Origin of the sequence: Thermotoga sp. (assembly GCF_021162145.1) — a bacterium.
GTDB lineage: Bacteria > Thermotogota > Thermotogae > Thermotogales > Thermotogaceae > Thermotoga.
In genome coordinates, this window is the sequence record NZ_JAGGZH010000152.1 from 12,328 (window position 1) to 30,632 (window position 18,305).

An 18,305-nucleotide genomic window follows, 5' to 3' on the forward strand; every position below is an offset into this window, starting at 1 on the left:
TGGGAGGTGAAAGAATGAAGATTTTCCTGGACACGGCAAATCTAGAGGAGATCAAAAAAGGTGTTGAATGGGGTATCGTTGATGGAGTGACAACAAATCCCACACTGATTTCGAGAGAGGGAGCCGAGTTCAAACAGAGGGTGAAAGAAATCTGCGATCTGGTGAGAGGACCCGTTTCCGCAGAAGTTGTTTCCCTTGACTACGAAGGTATGGTGAAGGAAGCAAGAGAACTTGCCCAGCTCAGTGAATACGTGGTTATCAAGATACCCATGACACCCGATGGGATCAAAGCGGTGAGGACACTTTCCGCTGAAGGCATAAAGACGAATGTAACGCTCGTGTTCAGTCCCGCACAGGCTATCCTCGCAGCGAAGGCAGGAGCAACCTACGTGAGTCCCTTCATTGGAAGGATGGACGATCTCTCAAACGATGGAATGAGAATGCTCGCCGAGATAGTTGAGATCTACGACAACTACGGCTTTGAAACGAAGATCATCGCTGCAAGCATCAGACATCCAATGCACGTTGTGGAGGCTGCTCTTGTGGGTGTGGACGTCGTGACTATGCCTTTCACTGTGCTCGAAAAACTTTTCAAGCACCCAATGACAGACCTCGGTATAGAGCGCTTCATGAACGACTGGAAAAAGTACCTAGAAAACTTGAAAAAATAAAGCCCGCTTCAGGCGGGCTTTTTATGCCACCCACATGTTGTCTATGTGTATCACAACTTTGCTTCCCTCGTAGCCCAAAATTTTCCTCAAATCGGAACTTTTGTGGCCAGATATCTTCTCGAGATCCGAGGAAGAGTAGTTCACAATTCCACGGCCCACAAGTTTTCCTTTTTCATTCATTATCTCCACCACGTCTCCTACATCGAAATTTCCTTCTACACGGATCACACCAACAGGTAACAAGCTTCCACCACTTTTGAGGGCTTGTTCTGCTCCTTCATTCACATAAATCCTTCCAACCGGCTCCGAAAGAAATGCGATCCACGCTTTCTTCGCTTTCAGCTTTTGCTTTGGTTCGAACACAGTTCCAACAGACTCGCCACTCACGAACTTCGTCAGATTGGAAACACTATCTCCATTACAGATCGTCACTCTCACACCACACCTCGAAGTCATCAGGGCAGCTTCTATTTTGGATCTGATACCACCCGTTCCCCAGCTACTCTTTCCAAGATCTTTCAACTCTATCGACTCGTCGAATCTTTCAACGAGTTTTCCGTCTTTGTCTATAACCCCGTCCACCGTTGTGAAGAGCACCAGAAGATCCGCATCCCACGCTATCGAGAACATCGCAGCGAGTGTGTCGTTATCACCAAGTGTGATCTCTTCGGTTGCAACGGTGTCGTTTTCGTTCACGATCGGCACAACGTCGAATTCAGAAAGACCTATCAGCGTGTTTCGAAGGTTCAGATATCTTTTTCTGTCAGAGAAAGTGTCCCTCGTGAGTAGGATCTGGGCGATCTTGATTCCGTAGAGATCAAAAGCGTTCTCGTAAACCTTCATGAGTTGAACCTGACCCACAGCGCAGAGAGCCTGCTTCGTGTGAAGATCCTGGAATCTCCTTCTCTTTCCAAGATAAGTGAAACCTGCAGCGCGAGCACCGGAAGTAATGATGGCGATTTCGTGACCCTGTTTCTTCAGGCGGGCGATCTCACGGCAGAGTTCGGCTATGTACGATTTCCTCAAGCCAGAATTTCCAACAAGCAGGTTGCTTCCAACTTTCACAACGACTTTCATATCATTCCCTCACATGGTAATCTCCGAGTACTACAAACTTGTAAGTCGTGAGCTCCCTGAGACCAACGGGTCCCCGTGCGTGAAATCTTTGCGTGCTGATTCCAATCTCCGCACCGAAACCGAACTGCCCACCGTCTGTGAACCTGGTGGATGCGTTCACGTAGACCGCCGCGGCATCGATTTCCGAGACGAACTTTTTGGCGTTAGAATAATTCTCTGTCAGAATCGATTCGGAGTGCCCGGTGGAGTACTTCTTTATGTGAGCGATCGCTTCATCCACATCTTTGACCACCTTCACGGCAATGATGAGATCCAGGTACTCGGTGGGCCAGTCTTCTTTCGTTGCAGGGATCACGTCTGGAACGATCTTTCTTGTTTTCTCACAACCCCGAACTTCAACCCCGTGTTTTCTCAACTCTTCGATGATCGCGGGGAGAAATTCTTTTGCGATCTTTTCGTGAACAAGAAGTTTCTCCGCAGCATTACAGGTACCGGCCCTTTGTGTCTTCGCGTTGATGATGACGGGAACTGCTTTCTTTAGATCCGCGCTTTCGTCAACAAAGATGTGACAGTTTCCAACCCCTGTTTCCAGTACGGGAACAGTTGCGTTATCACGAACGAAACTGATGAGTCCATACCCACCGCGTGGAATGACAAGCGAGAGGTACTCCCTGAGGCGGATCATCTCAAGAACAAGAGCCCTGTCCGTGTTCTCTATGAACTCGATGGAACTTTCAGGAATCTCAGACTCCCTGAGAGCCTCTTTCATAGCGGAAACGATGGCCTTGTTTGAGTTCAGAGCGTCGGATCCTCCCCTGAGAAGGATCGTGTTTCCGCTCTTCAAAGCAAGGATCGACGTTTCCACGGTGACGTTGGGTCTAGACTCGTAGATGATTCCTATGGGACCTATAGGCACCCTTACCCTTGCGATCCTGAGCCCATCTTCCCTCACCCACGAATCGATCACTTCCCCAATGGGGTCCTTTAAGCTGATCACTGTTTCACATGCTTCTATCATCTCATCGATCCTCTTGTCGTTCAAAGCGAGTCTGTCTATGAGAGACTCTTTTACACCCTTTTCTCTTGCTCTCTCCACATCGATCATGTTCGCTTCCAGGATCTCTTTTCTTCTCTCGTCGAGCTTTCTGGCGATCTTCTTTATGGCATTGTTTTTCTTTCTGGCCTCGGCACTCTTCAGCATTTCCCAAGCTTCTTTTACACGTTTTGCCTTTTCGAGAAGTTCCTCCACAGCCCTCACCCCCTAGACCTTTGGAAAGGTGCCGTGCTTTTTCAAATAGTTCACGATACCGTCTTCCTTCAGGATCTCGAGAAGGAATTTTGGTATCGGGTTGAATCTGTATTCTTTCCCGCTGGTGAGATCCTTCAACAAACCCCTTTCGAGGTCTATCTCCAGTTCGTCTCCCTGGTTGATCTCATCGACCTCCTTCAGTTCTATAACAGGGAGTCCCACGTTGATCGCGTTCCTGTAGAAGATCCTCGCAAAGGACTTCGCTACGATACAGGAAACACCTGCAATCTTAATGATTCGCGCAGCGTGTTCTCTGGAAGAACCGAGGCCAAAGTTCTTCCCAGCCACTATGATGTCTCCTTTTTGAACTCTCTTTGCAAAATCTTCCATAGCATCTTCCAGGACGTGTTTCGCGAGCTCTTCAAGATTGTTTCTCAGGTGGAAGTATCTTCCCGGTGCTATATGGTCGGTCGATATGTTGTCACCGAATCTCCAGGCTCTTCCTCTTATCATGTTTTGCCCTCCTTCAAATGAACCTTCTGGGGTCTGTGATATACCCTGTCACTGCAGTAGCAGCTGCCGTAGCGGGAGAGGCAAGGTAGATCTCTGCTTTGGGATTGCCCATCCTTCCTCTGAAGTTCCTGTTCTGCGTGGAAAGCACCCTCTCTCCGTCTCCAAGAACTCCCATGTGGATTCCCACACAGGGACCACATCCCGGTGGAATGATGGTTGCTCCGAGTTCCACGAACCTCTCTATGATTCCTCTCTCGAGAGCGTCCATGTAGACCTTTCTCGACGCTGGACCAACGATGAGCCTCACGTCCGGATGTTTGCCACGCTTTTCCAGAATCTTCAAAGCAATCTCAAGATCCTGCAGTCTTCCGTTGGTACAGGTTCCAATGAATACCTGATCTATCTTTATCCTTTCTTTCTCCGCCTCACTCACCTTTTTTACATTGTCCACGTAGTGGGGGAAGGATACGAGGGGCTCGAGAGAAGATGCGTCTATTTCTATTTCCATCTCGTAATTTGCGTCCGGATCTGCCTTCATCTCCCTGAAGTCCTCTTCTCTACCCATTTTCTTCAAAAATTCTCTTGTTTTCTCGTCGGATGGCATGAGCCCCGCCTTTGCTCCCACTTCCACCGCCATGTTGGAGATGGTGAGTCTGTCTTCCACCTCCATATTATCGATGGCCTCACCGTGGAATTCCAGTGCCTTGTAAGTTGCCCCATCACTCCTCAGAATCCTTGCGATCTCCAAAACAACGTCTTTTGCGTAGACCCCTTCCTGAAGCTTTCCGTTTATCACGATTTTGATCGTCTCAGGTACCTTGAACCAGTTCTGACCGAGTCCAAACACGATCGCAACGTCCGTGGAACCCATCCCTGTACCGAATGCCCCAAGCCCGCCCGCTGTACAGGTGTGTGAATCTGCGCCCGCCACAAGATCGCCGGGTTTCACGTACCTCTCCGCGAGAATCTGATGGGAGATTCCATCTCCCGCGTCAAAGACGGTGACACCCATTTCCTTACCGAACTCCCTCATCAATTTCTGTGAGTTCGAAAGTTCCTTTCTTGGGCTCGGAGAGGCGTGATCGATGAACAAAAACGCCCTTGGTACCTTTACTTCTTTGAAACCGAGTTCTCTGAACTCTTTTATCATCAAAGGCCCTGTTCCATCTTGGGCCATGGCCACATCCACTCTGGCAAGGACGATCTCTCCTGCTTTCACATCCCTTCCAACGTGCTCGGAAAAGATCTTTTCCGCCAGTGTCTTACCCATCTTCATCCCTCCGCTCAATAGGAATGTACTTGACGTCCAGAGAACCCACGTATTCACTGGTTGGTCTGATCAACTTGTTATCGCTCACGTACTCGATCACGTGAGCTGTCCACCCCACAACACGCGCAGTTGCAAACAAGGCAGTGAACATGTTCCTTGGAAATCCGAACTCTTCAAACAGAATGCTGGAGTACAGATCCACGTTTGGGAAGATGTTCTTTATTCTGTTCGAGACTATGTAATCTTCCAGTTTGCTGGCGATCTTGAAAAGCTTGCTGTTCGGGAAATGTCCCTGAAGAACTTTCTTCAAGTAGACTGCCCTTGGGTCGTAAGTCTTATAGACTCTGTGCCCAAACCCCATGATTTTTTTCTTCTCTCTGAGACATTTCTGGACGTACTCTTCTACTCTGTCCTCGCTTTCTATTTCCTCCAGCATGGGGGGTACCTTTTCACTCGCCCCACCGTGGAGAGGCCCCTTGAGAGCACCGAGAGCTCCCACGATACACGAATAAAGATCGGAAAGGGTGGAGGCTATAACAAGTGCAGCAAAAGTGGAGGCGTTTATATCCTGCTCCATTAGAAGAATGAAAGCGGACTCCAGGAGATGAACCTTTCCGTTTTTTTCCCCAAACATCATGTAGTAGAAGTTCTCCACGTGAGAGAGATCCTTCCTCGGTTTTATCGGTTCTTCACTCCTTGAGTACCTGTAATAGTACGCAAGAATAGTAGGGAAAACACTTGCGATCTTTATCGCCTTCTCTTTGAGATCTTCATCCACTCCGTCTGTGGAACCATGTATGGAGAGGAATATCTTCAAGACATCGATATAGTGCAGATTCCTGGGAAGGTGATGGAGTATGGTAACAGCCTTATCGGAGAGATCTCTGTACTCTACCATCTTTTCTTTGAATTTCTCCAACTCATTCTTCGTGGGAAGCTTTCCATACCAGAGCAGGTACGCTGTCTCCTCAAAGGACGATTTTTCTGCCAGTTCTTCCACCGGGATACCGCGATAGTAGAGTTTTCCGTTGACCCCATCCAAGAAACATATGGAGCTTTCGCATATCTTGACGCCTTCCAGTCCTTTTTGTATCAAAATAACACCTCCATGTTGTATAACTATACACTGGAATGATTAAAAATGAAGGAGGGCTTTTGGAAATTCTATCATATGAACTTGAAGTTGAAGTTAAACGATCGCGCATGGGAGAATCTGGCATTTTAATGCCTTGGCCTGCAGGAAAAATTTAACACTTCCGCAGAAAAATTGGTAGAATATGTTTTGAAGACATTAAGCACGGGGAGGGGTTGAAGTGGCCGAAAGATTAGGAATACTCGTTGGAGGAGGGCCCGCGCCTGGTATCAACAGCGTGATCAGCTCGGTCACTATCGAGGCTATAAACAACGGCCTTGAAGTGATCGGTATCTACGACGGATTCAAGCATCTTGTGGAAGGAAAAACCAGTATGGTGAGGAAACTCACCATCGAGGATGTATCCAGAATACATATCGAAGGAGGTTCCATCCTCAGAACTTCAAGGGTGAATCCGGCGAAATCTGAAGAGACGTTAGAAAAAACTGTTCAGGCTCTGAAGAAACTCGGTATAAAGTACCTTGTCACGATCGGTGGCGATGACACAGCCTTCTCCGCAAGCAAGGTGTGTGAAAGATCCAGAGGCGAAATAAAGGTGGTCCATGTTCCAAAGACAATCGACAACGACCTTCCTCTTCCAGAGAACATGCCCACGTTCGGTTTCGAAACGGCGCGACATGTGGCAACAGAGCTCGTTTACAATCTCATGCAAGACTCGAGAACAACGGACAGATGGTACTTTGTGGCGATGATGGGAAGAGAAGCTGGTCACCTTGCCCTCGGGGTAGGGAAGGCAGCGAGTGCAACGATCACTATCATTCCAGAGGAGTTCAGAGAAGGTGTCACACTAGAAGAGGTGTGTGACGTTCTCGATGGAGCGATACTCAAAAGAAAACTCATGGGAAGAAACGACGGAGTTGCAGTCATAGGTGAAGGAATCGCGGAGAAGATGGACGTGGAGGAACTCGCCAACACTCCGGGAGTGATAGTAGAAAAAGATCCACACGGTCACCTGAGACTCGCCGAGATCCCGCTTGCAACTATCCTGAAGAGGGCTATAGAGAGAAGGTTCGCAGAGAGAGGAGAGAAGATCCGTATCGTCGGCGTCACGATAGGTTACGAACTCAGAAGTGCAAGACCCATACCGTTCGACATCGTCTACACCAGAACACTTGGATACGGTGCTGTGAGGTTCCTCCTTGGAGACTATTCGGATCTTCCAGGTGGAATGGTGTGTGTTGTCGGTGGAAGGATAAAGATACTCCCGTTCAACGCCTTCATGGATCCAAAGACTGGTAGAACCAAAGTGAGACTGGTGGATGTACACTCTGAGGATTACAGGGTGGCTAGAAAGTACATGATAAGGCTGGAAAAGAAAGACCTTGAGGACCGTGATACCCTGGAGAAGCTGGCGAAACTTGCAAAGATGGAACCAGAAGCGTTCAAAAAGAAGTACTGGCACACAACGGAACTTCCGTGAGCCCTTTCGGGGCTCACTTTTTTTCCATAACCACACTGTACTGACTCGTAAAGGGCCCGTAATAGGAACAGCTGTTTTGCATCAACTCCTCGTACCTTCTCATCTTGACAACTTCACCGTTTCTCAAAACGACTATCAGACCGGTGTATCGCGCTCGACTTGCACACTATGATAATACTTGTTTTTCCCTTCACAGTAATTGAAAGTGCAAGAGAAAGATCATTCTTGATGAGAACCAGACAGTTGGACTTGGTATTTTTTAGCTCTGACCATTCTACCACCCGATCCACTCGGGGAAACTCTTCAAAAGCTTCATCCCATCGAGAACGTCGAAGATGGTAAACCGATCCCGAATGGTGTTGGACAATCTCACTATCTTCGAGAGGAAGATCCGTCCATATCGATTTAGCATGGAACGAATTTCGATAATCTCAAGAGTCCTTCTGAGAAGAGGAAAATAATCCTCGTACAACTTCCTCAGAGAATTTCTAACAAGATCCAGATCAACGGAGGGAATTTCTTTTTTCTGGTACGTCGACAGAAACTCTTTCACTTTTCTCTCATCAAAGAGCCCGAGTAACTCTTTTTTTCTCTCTTCAAGGGGATATTCCATTTTCGGCAGTTCGATTTTCTCCATGATCACCTCGAAAGCCTTCATCGAAGCAAAAACTCCCACCATCACGGTTAACCCATGGAAGGGTGGAAGTTCTCCCCTTTCCTCGTGGAACATCTCTATCAGGTGCGAGACCATGTGCTCTGCACCGGATGCTGGCCTTGAATTTCCCACAATTACCATGTTGATCCCCGAGACGAGTTGAGCATCCATGAGAATCCTGACAGCATCTTTCTCTCTGTTGAGAATATCCTTCGATCTCAACAGGATCTCTTTCAAAAGATCCTTCATATCATCCCAAACGAAGTCACAGATGTATTCACTGTTTGCAATATGCGAGAGAACCCAGTCCATCCTTGCAGGAATCTTGGCTACGATGTCTCCTATACCTGCCCTCAGAAGGTCGATCGGTGCGTTTCTCAACACTTCGATGTCTATAAGGATCTTTCCTGGTGGTATCGCCTTGAACGTCCTCTTCACACCGTTTACCAGAACGGGCGCCATGGTAGAGGTGTAAGCATCGACAGAAGGAGCCGTGGGAACACACGAGAATCGCTTCCCGGAGAGATACGCAGCGTACCTTGCCATATCGGTGAGACTGCCTGATCCGATCGAGACAATTTCTGGAAAGTCACCGGATTCTTTGATTATCCTTTCCACATTCTTCACGGTGGTAAGGGGTCTTTTTTCTGCGAAAACAAAAGACCGCTCCTCTGGCAGATCTACCAGAGAAGCGGTGTTCAGGTCTGCTATGAAAAATGCCTCTGGGAAGACACATGGTGCTTCTTTTATGGATGCTTCCACAATTTCTATGTTTGGAACAGTATGAGTTCTTCCACAGGTGCACTCGATGGTCTTCCCAAGAATGTCTTTCATTTTCACAACCTCGCCATCAGATCTTTCGTTCTCTCGTAGAGTTCTCTGTATATCTCGTAGTACCTGTCGTACACCTTCTTGTTTTCCAGATCTGGCTCTACGGGCTCTTTGTACCTCACCCACTCTTTTATTTTCTCTGGCCTGTCTATGACCCCTGTTCCCAGTCCTGCAAGGAAGGCATCTCCGTAAGGAGCTTCCACGAGACTCGCGACCTGTCTCATCTTGAAACCGGTAACGTCCGCGAATATTTTAACCCAGACGGAGGATTTCGAAACACCACCGACGATCCAGCACTCGTCGTTCAACTTCAAACCAGCTTTCAGTCCTTCCTCCATGTTGTGCCTCAAAGCGTATGCTCCACCTTCCATCAACGCTCTGTAGAGATGGGCTCTTCTGTGATAGAGTGTAACGCCGAAGAACACTCCTCTTGCCGTGGGATCCCAGATTGGAGATCTCTCACCCATGAAATAGGGAAGAACAACAATACCCTCACTTCCGGCGGGAATGTCCTTCACCTCTTTATCGAAGAGTTGGTACGGTGATATTCCCGTTCTTTCACCAACTATCGTTTCACTCTCGCCAAATTGCTCCTTGAACCACCTTGCAAGTGCTCCTGTTGTGGCAGACCCTCCGAACGTGTAGATCCTTTCGGTATCGTAGACCACGTACGGATAGTTCACAAGACCAAAAGCAAGTTTGGATCCATCATGCACGGTCCCCCAGCAGGTGGATGTTCCTACCATTGCAACGTGCTCTCCTTCTTCGAGGGCCCCAGCAGAAAGCTGCGCAACAGGAGCGTCTATACCTCCCGCAACCACGGGTGTTCCTTCAAGGAGCCCACACAACTTGGAGGCTTCTTTTGTCACCTTTCCAACCACGTCCGAAGATTTTACGATTCTTTCTGGCAGAAACTCGATCGGAATCCCAAGTACATCGCACATCTCTTTTGACCAGCTGAGCTTTCTGATGTCGAAGACTCCACCCAGGTTTCCTGCAGAAGAGTAGTCTATGACGATCTCTCCTGTCATCTGGTAGATCACGTAGTCTTTGGGAGTGATGAATTTGTAAATTCTTTTCCATATCTCAGGTTCGTTGTTTCTGATCCACATGATCTTGGTGAAGCCAAAATAAGAGTCCACATAGTTTCCTGTGATCTCAAAGAGTTTTTCCTTGGGAACGTTCTGTTTCACCCATTCTGTTTCTTTCACCGCTCTTCTGTCCATCCAAATCAGACAGGGTCTCAAAGGTTGCATGTTCCTGTCAACGGGTATGCCGGATCCCCCGTAGAGTCCACTTATAGCGATACCGGCTATCTCTTTCTTCGGAATCCCGGACTTTTCCACCACTTCTTTTACCGTCTCGAAGACTGCTTTCACCCACACATCCGGCCACTGCTCTGCCCAATTAGGTCTTGGTGTGATCACCTCGTACTCCCTGAAGGCTTCTGCAAGTACTTCACCCTTTTCGTTCACGATAACAGACTTTGTTCCCTGTGTTCCTATATCGCTTCCAATGAGATACATGTTCTCCCCCCTCACTTCTGCCCGTATTTGGTATGGTACTGATTATAAAGACGATCAACCTCGTCGGGAGGCAAAGGAACAGGTTTGCCTGCAAGCGTTGCAAAGTAGGCCGCCTTTGCAACCTCCTCTAGGAAAATGGCCTTCTTCACAGCGTCTTCTACAGAAGTACCAACGACCATTACACCGTGCTTTCTGAGAAGAACTGCACCGGATTTTCCTATCACTTTTAAAACGGCTTTCCCAATTGCCTCGGAACCCACGGGAGCATACTCCGTCAGGGGAATCTCCTCACCAAACACGTCTGCGTGGGCAGTGCAGAGAACAGGTATAGATCTTTCCAGGATCGCCCACACCATTGCGAACGTGGAGTGGGTATGGATCACTGATCTTGCCCAATCGAGGTGTTTGTAAAGATACAGATGAGTGGCCGTGTCAACAGATGGTTTTTTCTCACCCTCTATCACATTTCCTTCCAGATCCACCACAACGAAATCCTCCGGTTTCAAGATAGTGTAGGGAACACCGGAAGGCTTTATCAGAACGTGTTCACCAATTCGCATACTCACGTTTCCGCTCGTGTAAGCAACAAGACCGTATTTTTCCAGCACCATGTGGGCATCATAGAGTTCTTTTCTTTCCTTTTCGTACATGGCCTTACCTCCTTTATAGGTAAACTACGGTCAGAATTTCTCATGTAAGAAGATCTTATCCTCCCAGCTCTCTTCTCTTAGTCCTCCACCGAAAATCTGTAAACAGTAACCTGCCTGTATTCTTCCCCAGGCCTCAATATGGCACTTGGAAAGTTCGGATGATTCGGAGAATCGGGAAAGTGCTGGGCTTCTAGGCACAAGCCGGAGTATGGTCTGTAATAGCAACCATTCTTTCCTTTTACATCAAGGAAATTCCCTGTGTAGAGCTGAAGACCGGGCTCTGTTGTGTAGACTTCCATTCTCCTGCCAGATTTCCCATCCCTTAGAACAGCTGCGAGCTTCAGCTTTCCATCTTCACCGTTCAGGATGTAATTTATGTCGAATCCCTTGGTTGGAGAGGTTTTCAACGGTTCGATCGCATCCCCCAGTTTCCTGAAAGATCTCAGATCGTAAGGCGTTCCTTTGACCGGTGCGATCTCTCCCGTGGGTATGAGGTTCTCATCGACGGGGGTATAACGATCTGCGTTTATCATGAGATCGTGATCAAGTATCGTTCCTTCACCTGAGAGGTTGAAGTAAGAATGATGGGTGAGGTTCACGACGGTTGGCTTATCCGTGGTTGCACGATATTCTATCCTCAGTTCATTTTCGTTTGTAAGGGTGTAAATAACGGTGAGATCCAGATTTCCGGGATAGCCTTCCTCACCATCGTGACTGAAATGCTTCAGAACAAGAGAAGGTCCCCTGGGCGTTTTCATAGGAATGGCTTTGAAAACTCTTGTGTAGAATCCTTTCACACCACCGTGGAGGGCGTTCGGTCGATCACCGTCGTTCAGGGCAAGTTGATACGTTACGCCATCTATCGAAAAGCGACCGTAAGCAATCCTGTTTGCGTATCTTCCTACAATCGCTCCAAAGAAGTAGTTTGGATTCTTTTCTTCGTATTCCTGTAGCGTATCGAATCCCAAGACAACATCAGAAAGGGTGCCAGTTCTATCTGGCACCCATAGTTCCCTCACTATCGCACCGTAAGTGATTATCTTCACCATCGCGCTGTTCTTGTTTATGAGTGTGTACTGATGAGCGGGTATCCCTTCGGATGTTGTTCCGAAGAACTCCTTCTCAATATGGCATGTCAAATAGTTCATTCTTTTCTCCTCCTGAAAGCGGTTTTCTCTACTCCAATTCTATCTCAATCACACTGCAAGAGAAAGGTTTAAAAGTATATTCAAATTCGGTGTCAACTGTGATGGTCTCAGAGGTGATATCAACGATGTTTGGATTTTCCATGGTGTTCCTTGCGTTCACATCCGGCCCAGTGAGTGTATAGACTGCGGCTTTCTTTTGTCCCAGACCTTCCACTCTGATCGGAACTTTCAGGGCATCTTCTTTCTTGTAATTTACAACGGCTATGAAGAGCTTTTTGCCATCTTCTGAGATGGAGGCAGCTGCATCCAGGAAAGGAACGTTTTCAACGGAAAAGGGCATCTTGTTGATGAACATGACTCCCTCTACGCTGTAAGTCTCTGTTTCAACGTACGTTTTCACAAGTTTTTCGCCAGAATGATTCACGATGAGTTCAAACGCTTTGTACACAGGTGTGAGTACGAGGCCATTTTTCTCCGTGTGTATGGCACCAAGAGCGTTCACAAGTTGTGCGAGGTTGGCAAGCGGCACTATGTCACTCATCTTCTGAAGGAGTACAAGTACCCCACATGCGAAGATACCATCCTTGAGGTCGTAGGGCTCCTCGAGTTTGTTGTTGGACTCCCTGTACCATACGTTCCATTCGTCCAGGGCGATCTTTACTCCTCTCTTCCTTGCAACCTCGATCGTGTCGATGAGTTTCTTCACTCCGATGAGTCTCTCTTTGAGGAGGTAGACTGTGGAGACCGTTTCGTAATAATCGTCGGACCCTGTGTAGAAGTGATAGGATATGTAATCGATCACATCCCCTGCTTCCTGAAGAACCTTCAAATTCCAGATGGGGTCATCACAGCCGACGGCGATCACCTTGATGGTCGGATCGAAAACCTTCATCCATTTCGTGTATTCTTTGGCCGCTCGAGCGTACTCATCCGCTGTCATGTGACCTACCTGCCATTCACCCCACATCTCGTTTCCTATTCCCCAGAATTTCACGTTATAGGGTTCTGGATGACCGTATTTTCTTCTGAGCTGAGCGTAGTAGGTGTTCCCTTTTCCATTGCAGTATTCGAGCCAGTGAAGAGCTTCATCGAGTGTTCCTGTTCCCATATTGATACAGATGTAGGGTTCTGCTCCTATCTCGCGACAGTATTCAATGAATTCGTCCGTTCCAAACCTGTTTGGTTCTTCCTGCTGCCATGCAAGGTCGAATCTGACAGGCCTCTGATTCTTCGGTCCTATACCATCCTCCCAGTGGTAGTTCGATGCAAAGTTTCCACCTGGCCATCTCAGATTTGGAACTTTTATCCTCTTCACCGCTTCCAGTACGTCCTTTCTGAAACCTCTCTCATCTGAGAGCGGTGAACCTTCTTCGTAGATTCCTCCGTAGATACACCTTCCCAGGTGTTCTGTGAAATGACCATAAATGTGTCTGCTGATCGGTTTAACAACTTTCTTTGGATCGACAACGATTCTGTAGGCCATACTCCTTTCCCTCCTCACTCCACAAAAGTTGGTGTTATTGAGATACTGTCTATATTGGGACCGTACACGGACACATTTGCCGGTGAAACCTCGGTGTTCGGATTTTCGAATCTCACGGTATGATCACCCTCGTTCAGATAAAGGTAAAGAACCTTGGTGGAAAAGCCATCTATTCCCCCGGTGTACCTGAAAAAGAGATCTCTTTCCTGTCCGTCGACGATCAATCTACAGTATCTGTCGACCACGTTGAGGTTGTAGGCGTGGGTACCCAGTGTTTCTTCGTTACTGTAGCGAATGACAAAGGAGTAGTAGCCATCTTTGGGTACGTAGAACTTCATCTCAAGGGCATTTTCTTTCCCTCTTCCTATTCCGGTGACGAACCTACCAGAAGAGGCGCAGTCCGACCTTTCCACCCGAACGTTCCCTATTAAACTACCCTCTTCTGCTTCGTAGGTTTTGAGGTCACCATCCGTTTTTACCAGCACAGCGGAACTCAGCATCATCGTGCTGTCGGAAAGATTCTTCAATTTTATCAGGTTCACTCCCCTCTGGAGGAACACGGTAAACTGGCAGCCAGCCACATTCTTCTTTGCAGAGCGGTTGACTTCCACCTCAAACTGGTTAAGATCATCACCGTTCATCTTCACTGAATAATAACCATCTTCTTCCACTACAACAAAGAACTCAACTTCCTCGTCTTTTTTCAACGTGATCCTATCGCCTTCGAAGATACCATTCGCTGACACCAGATGATCTCTTATCAAAATCTCCTTTTCTTTCGAATAGAGCCTCAAATCTATGCGGTCTATGCCTATACTCGGTGAATTGTCTTCTTTGAGTATCTTCATCGTGTGTGTTCCTTTCTCAAGCTGAACAACCATCTCCATCTTTCCAACATAGCTGCCAGATAGTGTAGGGGGGAAATCCATCTCGAAAGTTTTGTCATCGATTTTCATTTCATACTTCACAGTTCTTCTGTTCCCATTCACGTACCATATCTCGAGGAGATACAAACCGCCCCCTGGTACTTCAACATCGAAGGAAAGAGCGCTCTTTGGATTGTCGAAGAACACCATCTTTCCTCCAGAGTAAGGTGGGTTGTTCCCTCCTCCGTGGATTTCCACCGTGCAGTTTTCAAGAAAAGCCTCTTCCGCTTCCTTCCTCCACTTCCAACCAGGTTGATACAAGGATCGAACACCTTCATCTTCCCTCACAACAACAAGATAAGCGGACATCTCGTTCAAATCGCGAAGTGTAAGAGATAGCACACTGTTTTGAACTTCCGTGTAGCCTTTTAACAAAAGATCCGGGGAGGTATAGATCCCCGTGTAACCAGACCATTCGACCTCCCAGACCTCATAGTAGGCTTCTTTCTCAAAAGGAACGTTTTTGAACGTGAGAGTGAATTCCTTCTGATCGTCACCACCAAGAAGAACTTTCAGAGTTTTTGTGTTTTGATCGTACACAGCCAGTGTGGAGATCGATGTGTAACTCGGCGATGCCGCGATCAATTCTCCGGACATGCTCACGTATTCTCTGAACAACCACCACGCACCATTCGGGACGTTTCCCTCCACAAGACCGGAGAAATTTCCTGCAGCGTGCCAGTATGCAAGACATCCATCTATTCTTGATTGTTCCAACCTGGCAAGCCATTTTACAAGTCTTCCAGGAACGGAGAGTTCTTTTCCAAGGGCGTATTCGTTGATACAGATCGGTAGTGGCTCAATTCCAAGTTCTTTTTCGATTTTTCGAAGATGCTGATAATAGGCATGTCCTGCTTCCACATCCATGAGGTTCAGTTCGTGCCAGGTGATCAGATCCGGCAGGCAATTTTCCTGTAGACAGAACTCAAGGAATCTTTCCATGAACCTCGGATCGTAGGTGGTCGTGTTCGGCCCTGCTATTTTCGCGTCTGGCGCTATCTTTTTTATTTCGTTGTAAACAGTCTTCCACGCAGTGAAGAACTCTTTCATTCTCTTGGTAGACCAAAAGAGGCCTCCATACCAGATCGCATCGGGTTCGTTGAAGGGAACGTAGACGATTCTGTCTTTGTAGGGTAGAGTTTCCATGGTCTGAACAGATTTTCTCACCTTCTCGAGATAGTCATCCGGAACGTAGTCTCTGTTGTTATCTGGATTCTTTTCGTACGGCCAGTGTAGATAGATATCCTGAAGATAAACCTGGAGATAACTTCCACCTACCTCTACGAAGCTTTCCATGACCCTGAAGGCATCAGCACCGGGATGCTGAAGTCCCCTCGGTGGTTTCTGGTTCACCGTTCTCACCTTTATGGGAATCAGTGAAATAACAGTCGGAACATCCGGTTCGGAGAGGGCGTAGTGGGCACCAACTGCTCCAAAGCCGAGAGTTCCACTCGTCTGGGAAAGATCAAAGACAAATTCACTTCCCAGAATCAGTGTAGAAAAACAGAGAATCACCGCAACCCACCTCATTCTTTCACCCTCAACCTCAAGATGGTCACCGTGTGGGCTTTAAAGGTGTATTCAAAGGAAGTGTTGAGACCAGTTATTACCCTCTCTTTTGGAACGATATTGAGTTCATCGAAATTGTTCTCATCCTTTGGATCACCAGTAAGGAAGATCTCCTTGCCTGTCTCTTCAACGGCAATTCCCTTAATATCCAGATGCACGGTTCTATCTTCTGGCCAGGGATTGACGACCTTTATAATTAGTTCCCTGGATTTTTCATCATACGTTACTACATGGTAGAGATGTTTGTACCTATAACCAAACATCCTGTACTCCTCGTTAGTGAGTTCAGAGTGAATCACCACATCTCCTCTATTCTCACTGAAAACCTTTTGAACATAGTAACTTGGAGTACCGAAGACCCTGCTGCCATCGAACCAGATCAGATCCGGTATCCACTGTGACCAATCCACTCTGTTGAACAAGGGAGCGTAAGAAGCCATGATAACAACATCTGAGTTCCTCTCCACACCTGTCAGAAAAGCTGCCTCAGCGAGCGCTGCCCACCAGTTGTTTCTCCTTCTATCTGTGTGCGCTGCATATTCTCCGAGCATAACCTTCGGACCGCTTCTGTTGTATCTGTTGTATCTATCGGTGTTTGCCAGCATCCACTCCGGTGAAGCGTAGATGTGTTCGTCAAAGATTTCCACGTTGTTCTCTCTTGCCCAGCGCCACGCTTGTTTGAAGCCGGTTCCTTCGTAGGACGGCGGCCCGCTGAAGATTATCTTCACGTCGGGGTATTTTTCTTTGATCGCTTTTCTAAATTTTTCGAAATTCTCCCAGTACCTCGGTCCCCAGTTTTCATTGCCAACACCAATGTATTTCACGTTGAAAGGCTCCGGATGACCAAGAGACGCTCTGACGCCTCCCCAGTATGTGTCTGTTGCACCGTTGGCAAACTCGAGGAAATCCAGAACGTCCTGAATCCATTCTTTGAGTTCCTCCTCGGAGGCGTATTCTGGTGATTCTATCTGGAAAGATATTCCGGGATTGAATATGGGAACAGGTTCTGCTCCCAGTTTTTCACAGAGGAGTAAATATTCGTAAAAACCGATACCAAGTGTCTGATAGTACCCCCAGAAATTCCATTTTGTCTTTCTCTGTTCAATTGGGCCAATACTTTCCTTCCATCGGTACGCGTTTTCTAGGGTGTTTCCCTGAACCAGGCATCCACCTGGAAACCTCATGAAACCCGGCTTGAGGTCCTCGATCATTCCCAAGAGGTCCTCTCTCATGCCACTCCAGTTCTTCTTGGGCATCAGAGAAACCATGTCGATTCTGAGAGTTCCGCTGCCAAAGATGGAAATCGAGAGCCTCGAATCAGTGGATGTCTTCGTGGGGATGAGATTCAATGTGTATTTTTTCCAGTCACCGACTGGTTGATGAAGCAAGATACTTCCTGAAGCCAGAACCTCGTCATCGTCAACGACCATTGTGGTGATCGTTCCGGTGAAATCTCCACTGAGGTAAATAGAGAAGGTGTATTCCTGACCCTGAATCACCACAATTCCACCGTAGCCCAGGTTTGTGAGAGTCGCTCTATCGGTTTCGAAAAACTTCATCTCAAGGTAGCGAGTGTTGTTTCCATTGAGGGAGTGTGTTTCTTCTATTGAAGATTTCACAGAATCGCCTCTTTCGATTTTCCACCCTTCGTACCTTCTGGTTTCCTGCTCGAACGATCTGTTTCTCACAAGTTCCACGTAAAGTCCTCCATCGACTGCGTGATTTATGTCCTCGAAGAATATTCCATAGAGTGTTTCTGGTATTTCTGGCCCCTGCTGAGAAAAGTCAATTGTCAACACATGCTGAACTTCTCCGACAAGAAGGAGAGAGAGCATCAAAAACAACCCAACAAAAAACTTTGACATTCTTTCACCCCACAGTTCACTCTTTCCCAACGGATCCCAGGTAAATTCCCCGCATGAGATACTTTCTGAAGACGATGAAAATCACAAGAACAGGCGCCACGGAAATGAACGCACCGGCCATGAGCGTTCCTATTCCTCTGTAGGGATCACCCCATCCTGCGTTGAAACGAACGAGGGCTATTGGAAGTGTGAACTTTTCAGGTGAACTGAGGACCAGTAGGGCCCACAAAAACGTGTTCCAGTACCCTAAAAATGACATCAGCCCCAAAACTATCAGGGCAGGTCTGATGTAAGGGATA

14 protein-coding genes and 1 pseudogene are annotated in these 18,305 nt (G+C 47.5%); 2 read left to right on the forward strand and 13 right to left on the reverse strand.

What is annotated here, in order from left to right; translation table 11 throughout:
- The first annotated feature begins 14 nt into the window (after nucleotides 1–14).
- A complete protein-coding gene (gene fsa / locus J7K79_RS09330; protein ID WP_296907971.1) occupies nucleotides 15–671 on the forward strand; it encodes a fructose-6-phosphate aldolase in 657 nt (218 codons plus the stop codon).
- 21 nt (nucleotides 672–692) lie between these two features.
- Here the strand turns inward: fsa and proB are convergent, their stop codons facing one another.
- The 5 genes from proB to J7K79_RS09355 are packed head-to-tail and all read right to left on the reverse strand — an operon-like array spanning nucleotide 693 to nucleotide 5,876.
- Nucleotides 693–1,748, reverse strand: coding sequence for a glutamate 5-kinase (proB, locus tag J7K79_RS09335; protein ID WP_296907975.1), 1,056 nt, complete (start codon nucleotides 1,746–1,748; stop codon nucleotides 693–695).
- Nucleotide 1,749: 1 nt separating this feature from the next.
- On the reverse strand, nucleotides 1,750–2,997 hold the full coding sequence (locus tag J7K79_RS09340) for a glutamate-5-semialdehyde dehydrogenase (protein WP_296907978.1): 1,248 nt from the start codon (nucleotides 2,995–2,997) through the stop codon (nucleotides 1,750–1,752).
- A 12-nt stretch (nucleotides 2,998–3,009) separates the two neighbouring features.
- Nucleotides 3,010–3,510 carry a 3-isopropylmalate dehydratase small subunit gene (locus J7K79_RS09345; RefSeq protein ID WP_296907981.1) on the reverse strand — a complete coding sequence of 167 codons (501 nt, stop codon included), beginning with the start codon at nucleotides 3,508–3,510 and terminating at the stop codon, nucleotides 3,010–3,012.
- Between the two features lie 13 nt (nucleotides 3,511–3,523).
- Nucleotides 3,524–4,780 (reverse strand): 3-isopropylmalate dehydratase large subunit, encoded by a 1,257-nt coding sequence (locus J7K79_RS09350; RefSeq protein ID WP_296907984.1) that lies wholly within the window; start codon nucleotides 4,778–4,780, stop codon nucleotides 3,524–3,526.
- The gene (locus tag J7K79_RS09355; protein WP_296907987.1) at nucleotides 4,773–5,876 is read right to left on the reverse strand and encodes a citrate synthase/methylcitrate synthase; all 1,104 of its coding nucleotides are present in this window, start codon (nucleotides 5,874–5,876) and stop codon (nucleotides 4,773–4,775) included. The genes J7K79_RS09350 and J7K79_RS09355 overlap by 8 nt, the downstream gene beginning before the upstream one ends.
- 217 nt (nucleotides 5,877–6,093) lie before the next feature.
- On the opposite strand from J7K79_RS09355, the gene pfp reads away from it, so the two are divergent.
- Complete coding sequence (gene pfp, locus J7K79_RS09360) at nucleotides 6,094–7,353, forward strand: diphosphate--fructose-6-phosphate 1-phosphotransferase (RefSeq protein ID WP_296907989.1); 1,260 nt, start codon at nucleotides 6,094–6,096, stop codon at nucleotides 7,351–7,353.
- A gap of 274 nt (nucleotides 7,354–7,627) precedes the next feature.
- Here the strand turns inward: pfp and J7K79_RS09365 are convergent, their stop codons facing one another.
- The 8 genes and pseudogenes from J7K79_RS09365 to J7K79_RS09400 form a co-directional block, all read right to left on the reverse strand.
- Nucleotides 7,628–8,842, reverse strand: a complete 1,215-nt coding sequence (locus J7K79_RS09365) for an iron-containing alcohol dehydrogenase (RefSeq protein WP_296907992.1) — start codon at nucleotides 8,840–8,842, stop codon at nucleotides 7,628–7,630.
- A gap of 2 nt (nucleotides 8,843–8,844) precedes the next feature.
- Nucleotides 8,845–10,365 (reverse strand): FGGY-family carbohydrate kinase, encoded by a 1,521-nt coding sequence (locus J7K79_RS09370; RefSeq protein ID WP_296907994.1) that lies wholly within the window; start codon nucleotides 10,363–10,365, stop codon nucleotides 8,845–8,847.
- 11 nt (nucleotides 10,366–10,376) lie between these two features.
- Nucleotides 10,377–11,015 carry an L-ribulose-5-phosphate 4-epimerase gene (locus J7K79_RS09375; protein ID WP_296907998.1) on the reverse strand — a complete coding sequence of 213 codons (639 nt, stop codon included), beginning with the start codon at nucleotides 11,013–11,015 and terminating at the stop codon, nucleotides 10,377–10,379.
- 77 nt (nucleotides 11,016–11,092) lie between these two features.
- Nucleotides 11,093–12,163 carry an aldose epimerase family protein gene (locus J7K79_RS09380; protein WP_296908000.1) on the reverse strand — a complete coding sequence of 357 codons (1,071 nt, stop codon included), beginning with the start codon at nucleotides 12,161–12,163 and terminating at the stop codon, nucleotides 11,093–11,095.
- A 28-nt stretch (nucleotides 12,164–12,191) separates the two neighbouring features.
- Complete coding sequence (locus tag J7K79_RS09385) at nucleotides 12,192–13,646, reverse strand: alpha-N-arabinofuranosidase (protein ID WP_296908003.1); 1,455 nt, start codon at nucleotides 13,644–13,646, stop codon at nucleotides 12,192–12,194.
- Nucleotides 13,647–13,660: 14 nt separating this feature from the next.
- The gene (locus J7K79_RS09390) at nucleotides 13,661–16,102 is read right to left on the reverse strand and encodes a hypothetical protein (protein WP_296908006.1); all 2,442 of its coding nucleotides are present in this window, start codon (nucleotides 16,100–16,102) and stop codon (nucleotides 13,661–13,663) included.
- Nucleotides 16,099–18,006 (reverse strand): alpha-L-arabinofuranosidase C-terminal domain-containing protein, encoded by a 1,908-nt coding sequence (locus J7K79_RS09395; protein ID WP_296908009.1) that lies wholly within the window; start codon nucleotides 18,004–18,006, stop codon nucleotides 16,099–16,101. Before J7K79_RS09395 ends, J7K79_RS09390 begins: the two co-directional genes overlap by 4 nt.
- A gap of 16 nt (nucleotides 18,007–18,022) precedes the next feature.
- A pseudogene (locus J7K79_RS09400) lies at nucleotides 18,023–18,305 on the reverse strand (carbohydrate ABC transporter permease); the annotation flags it as partial.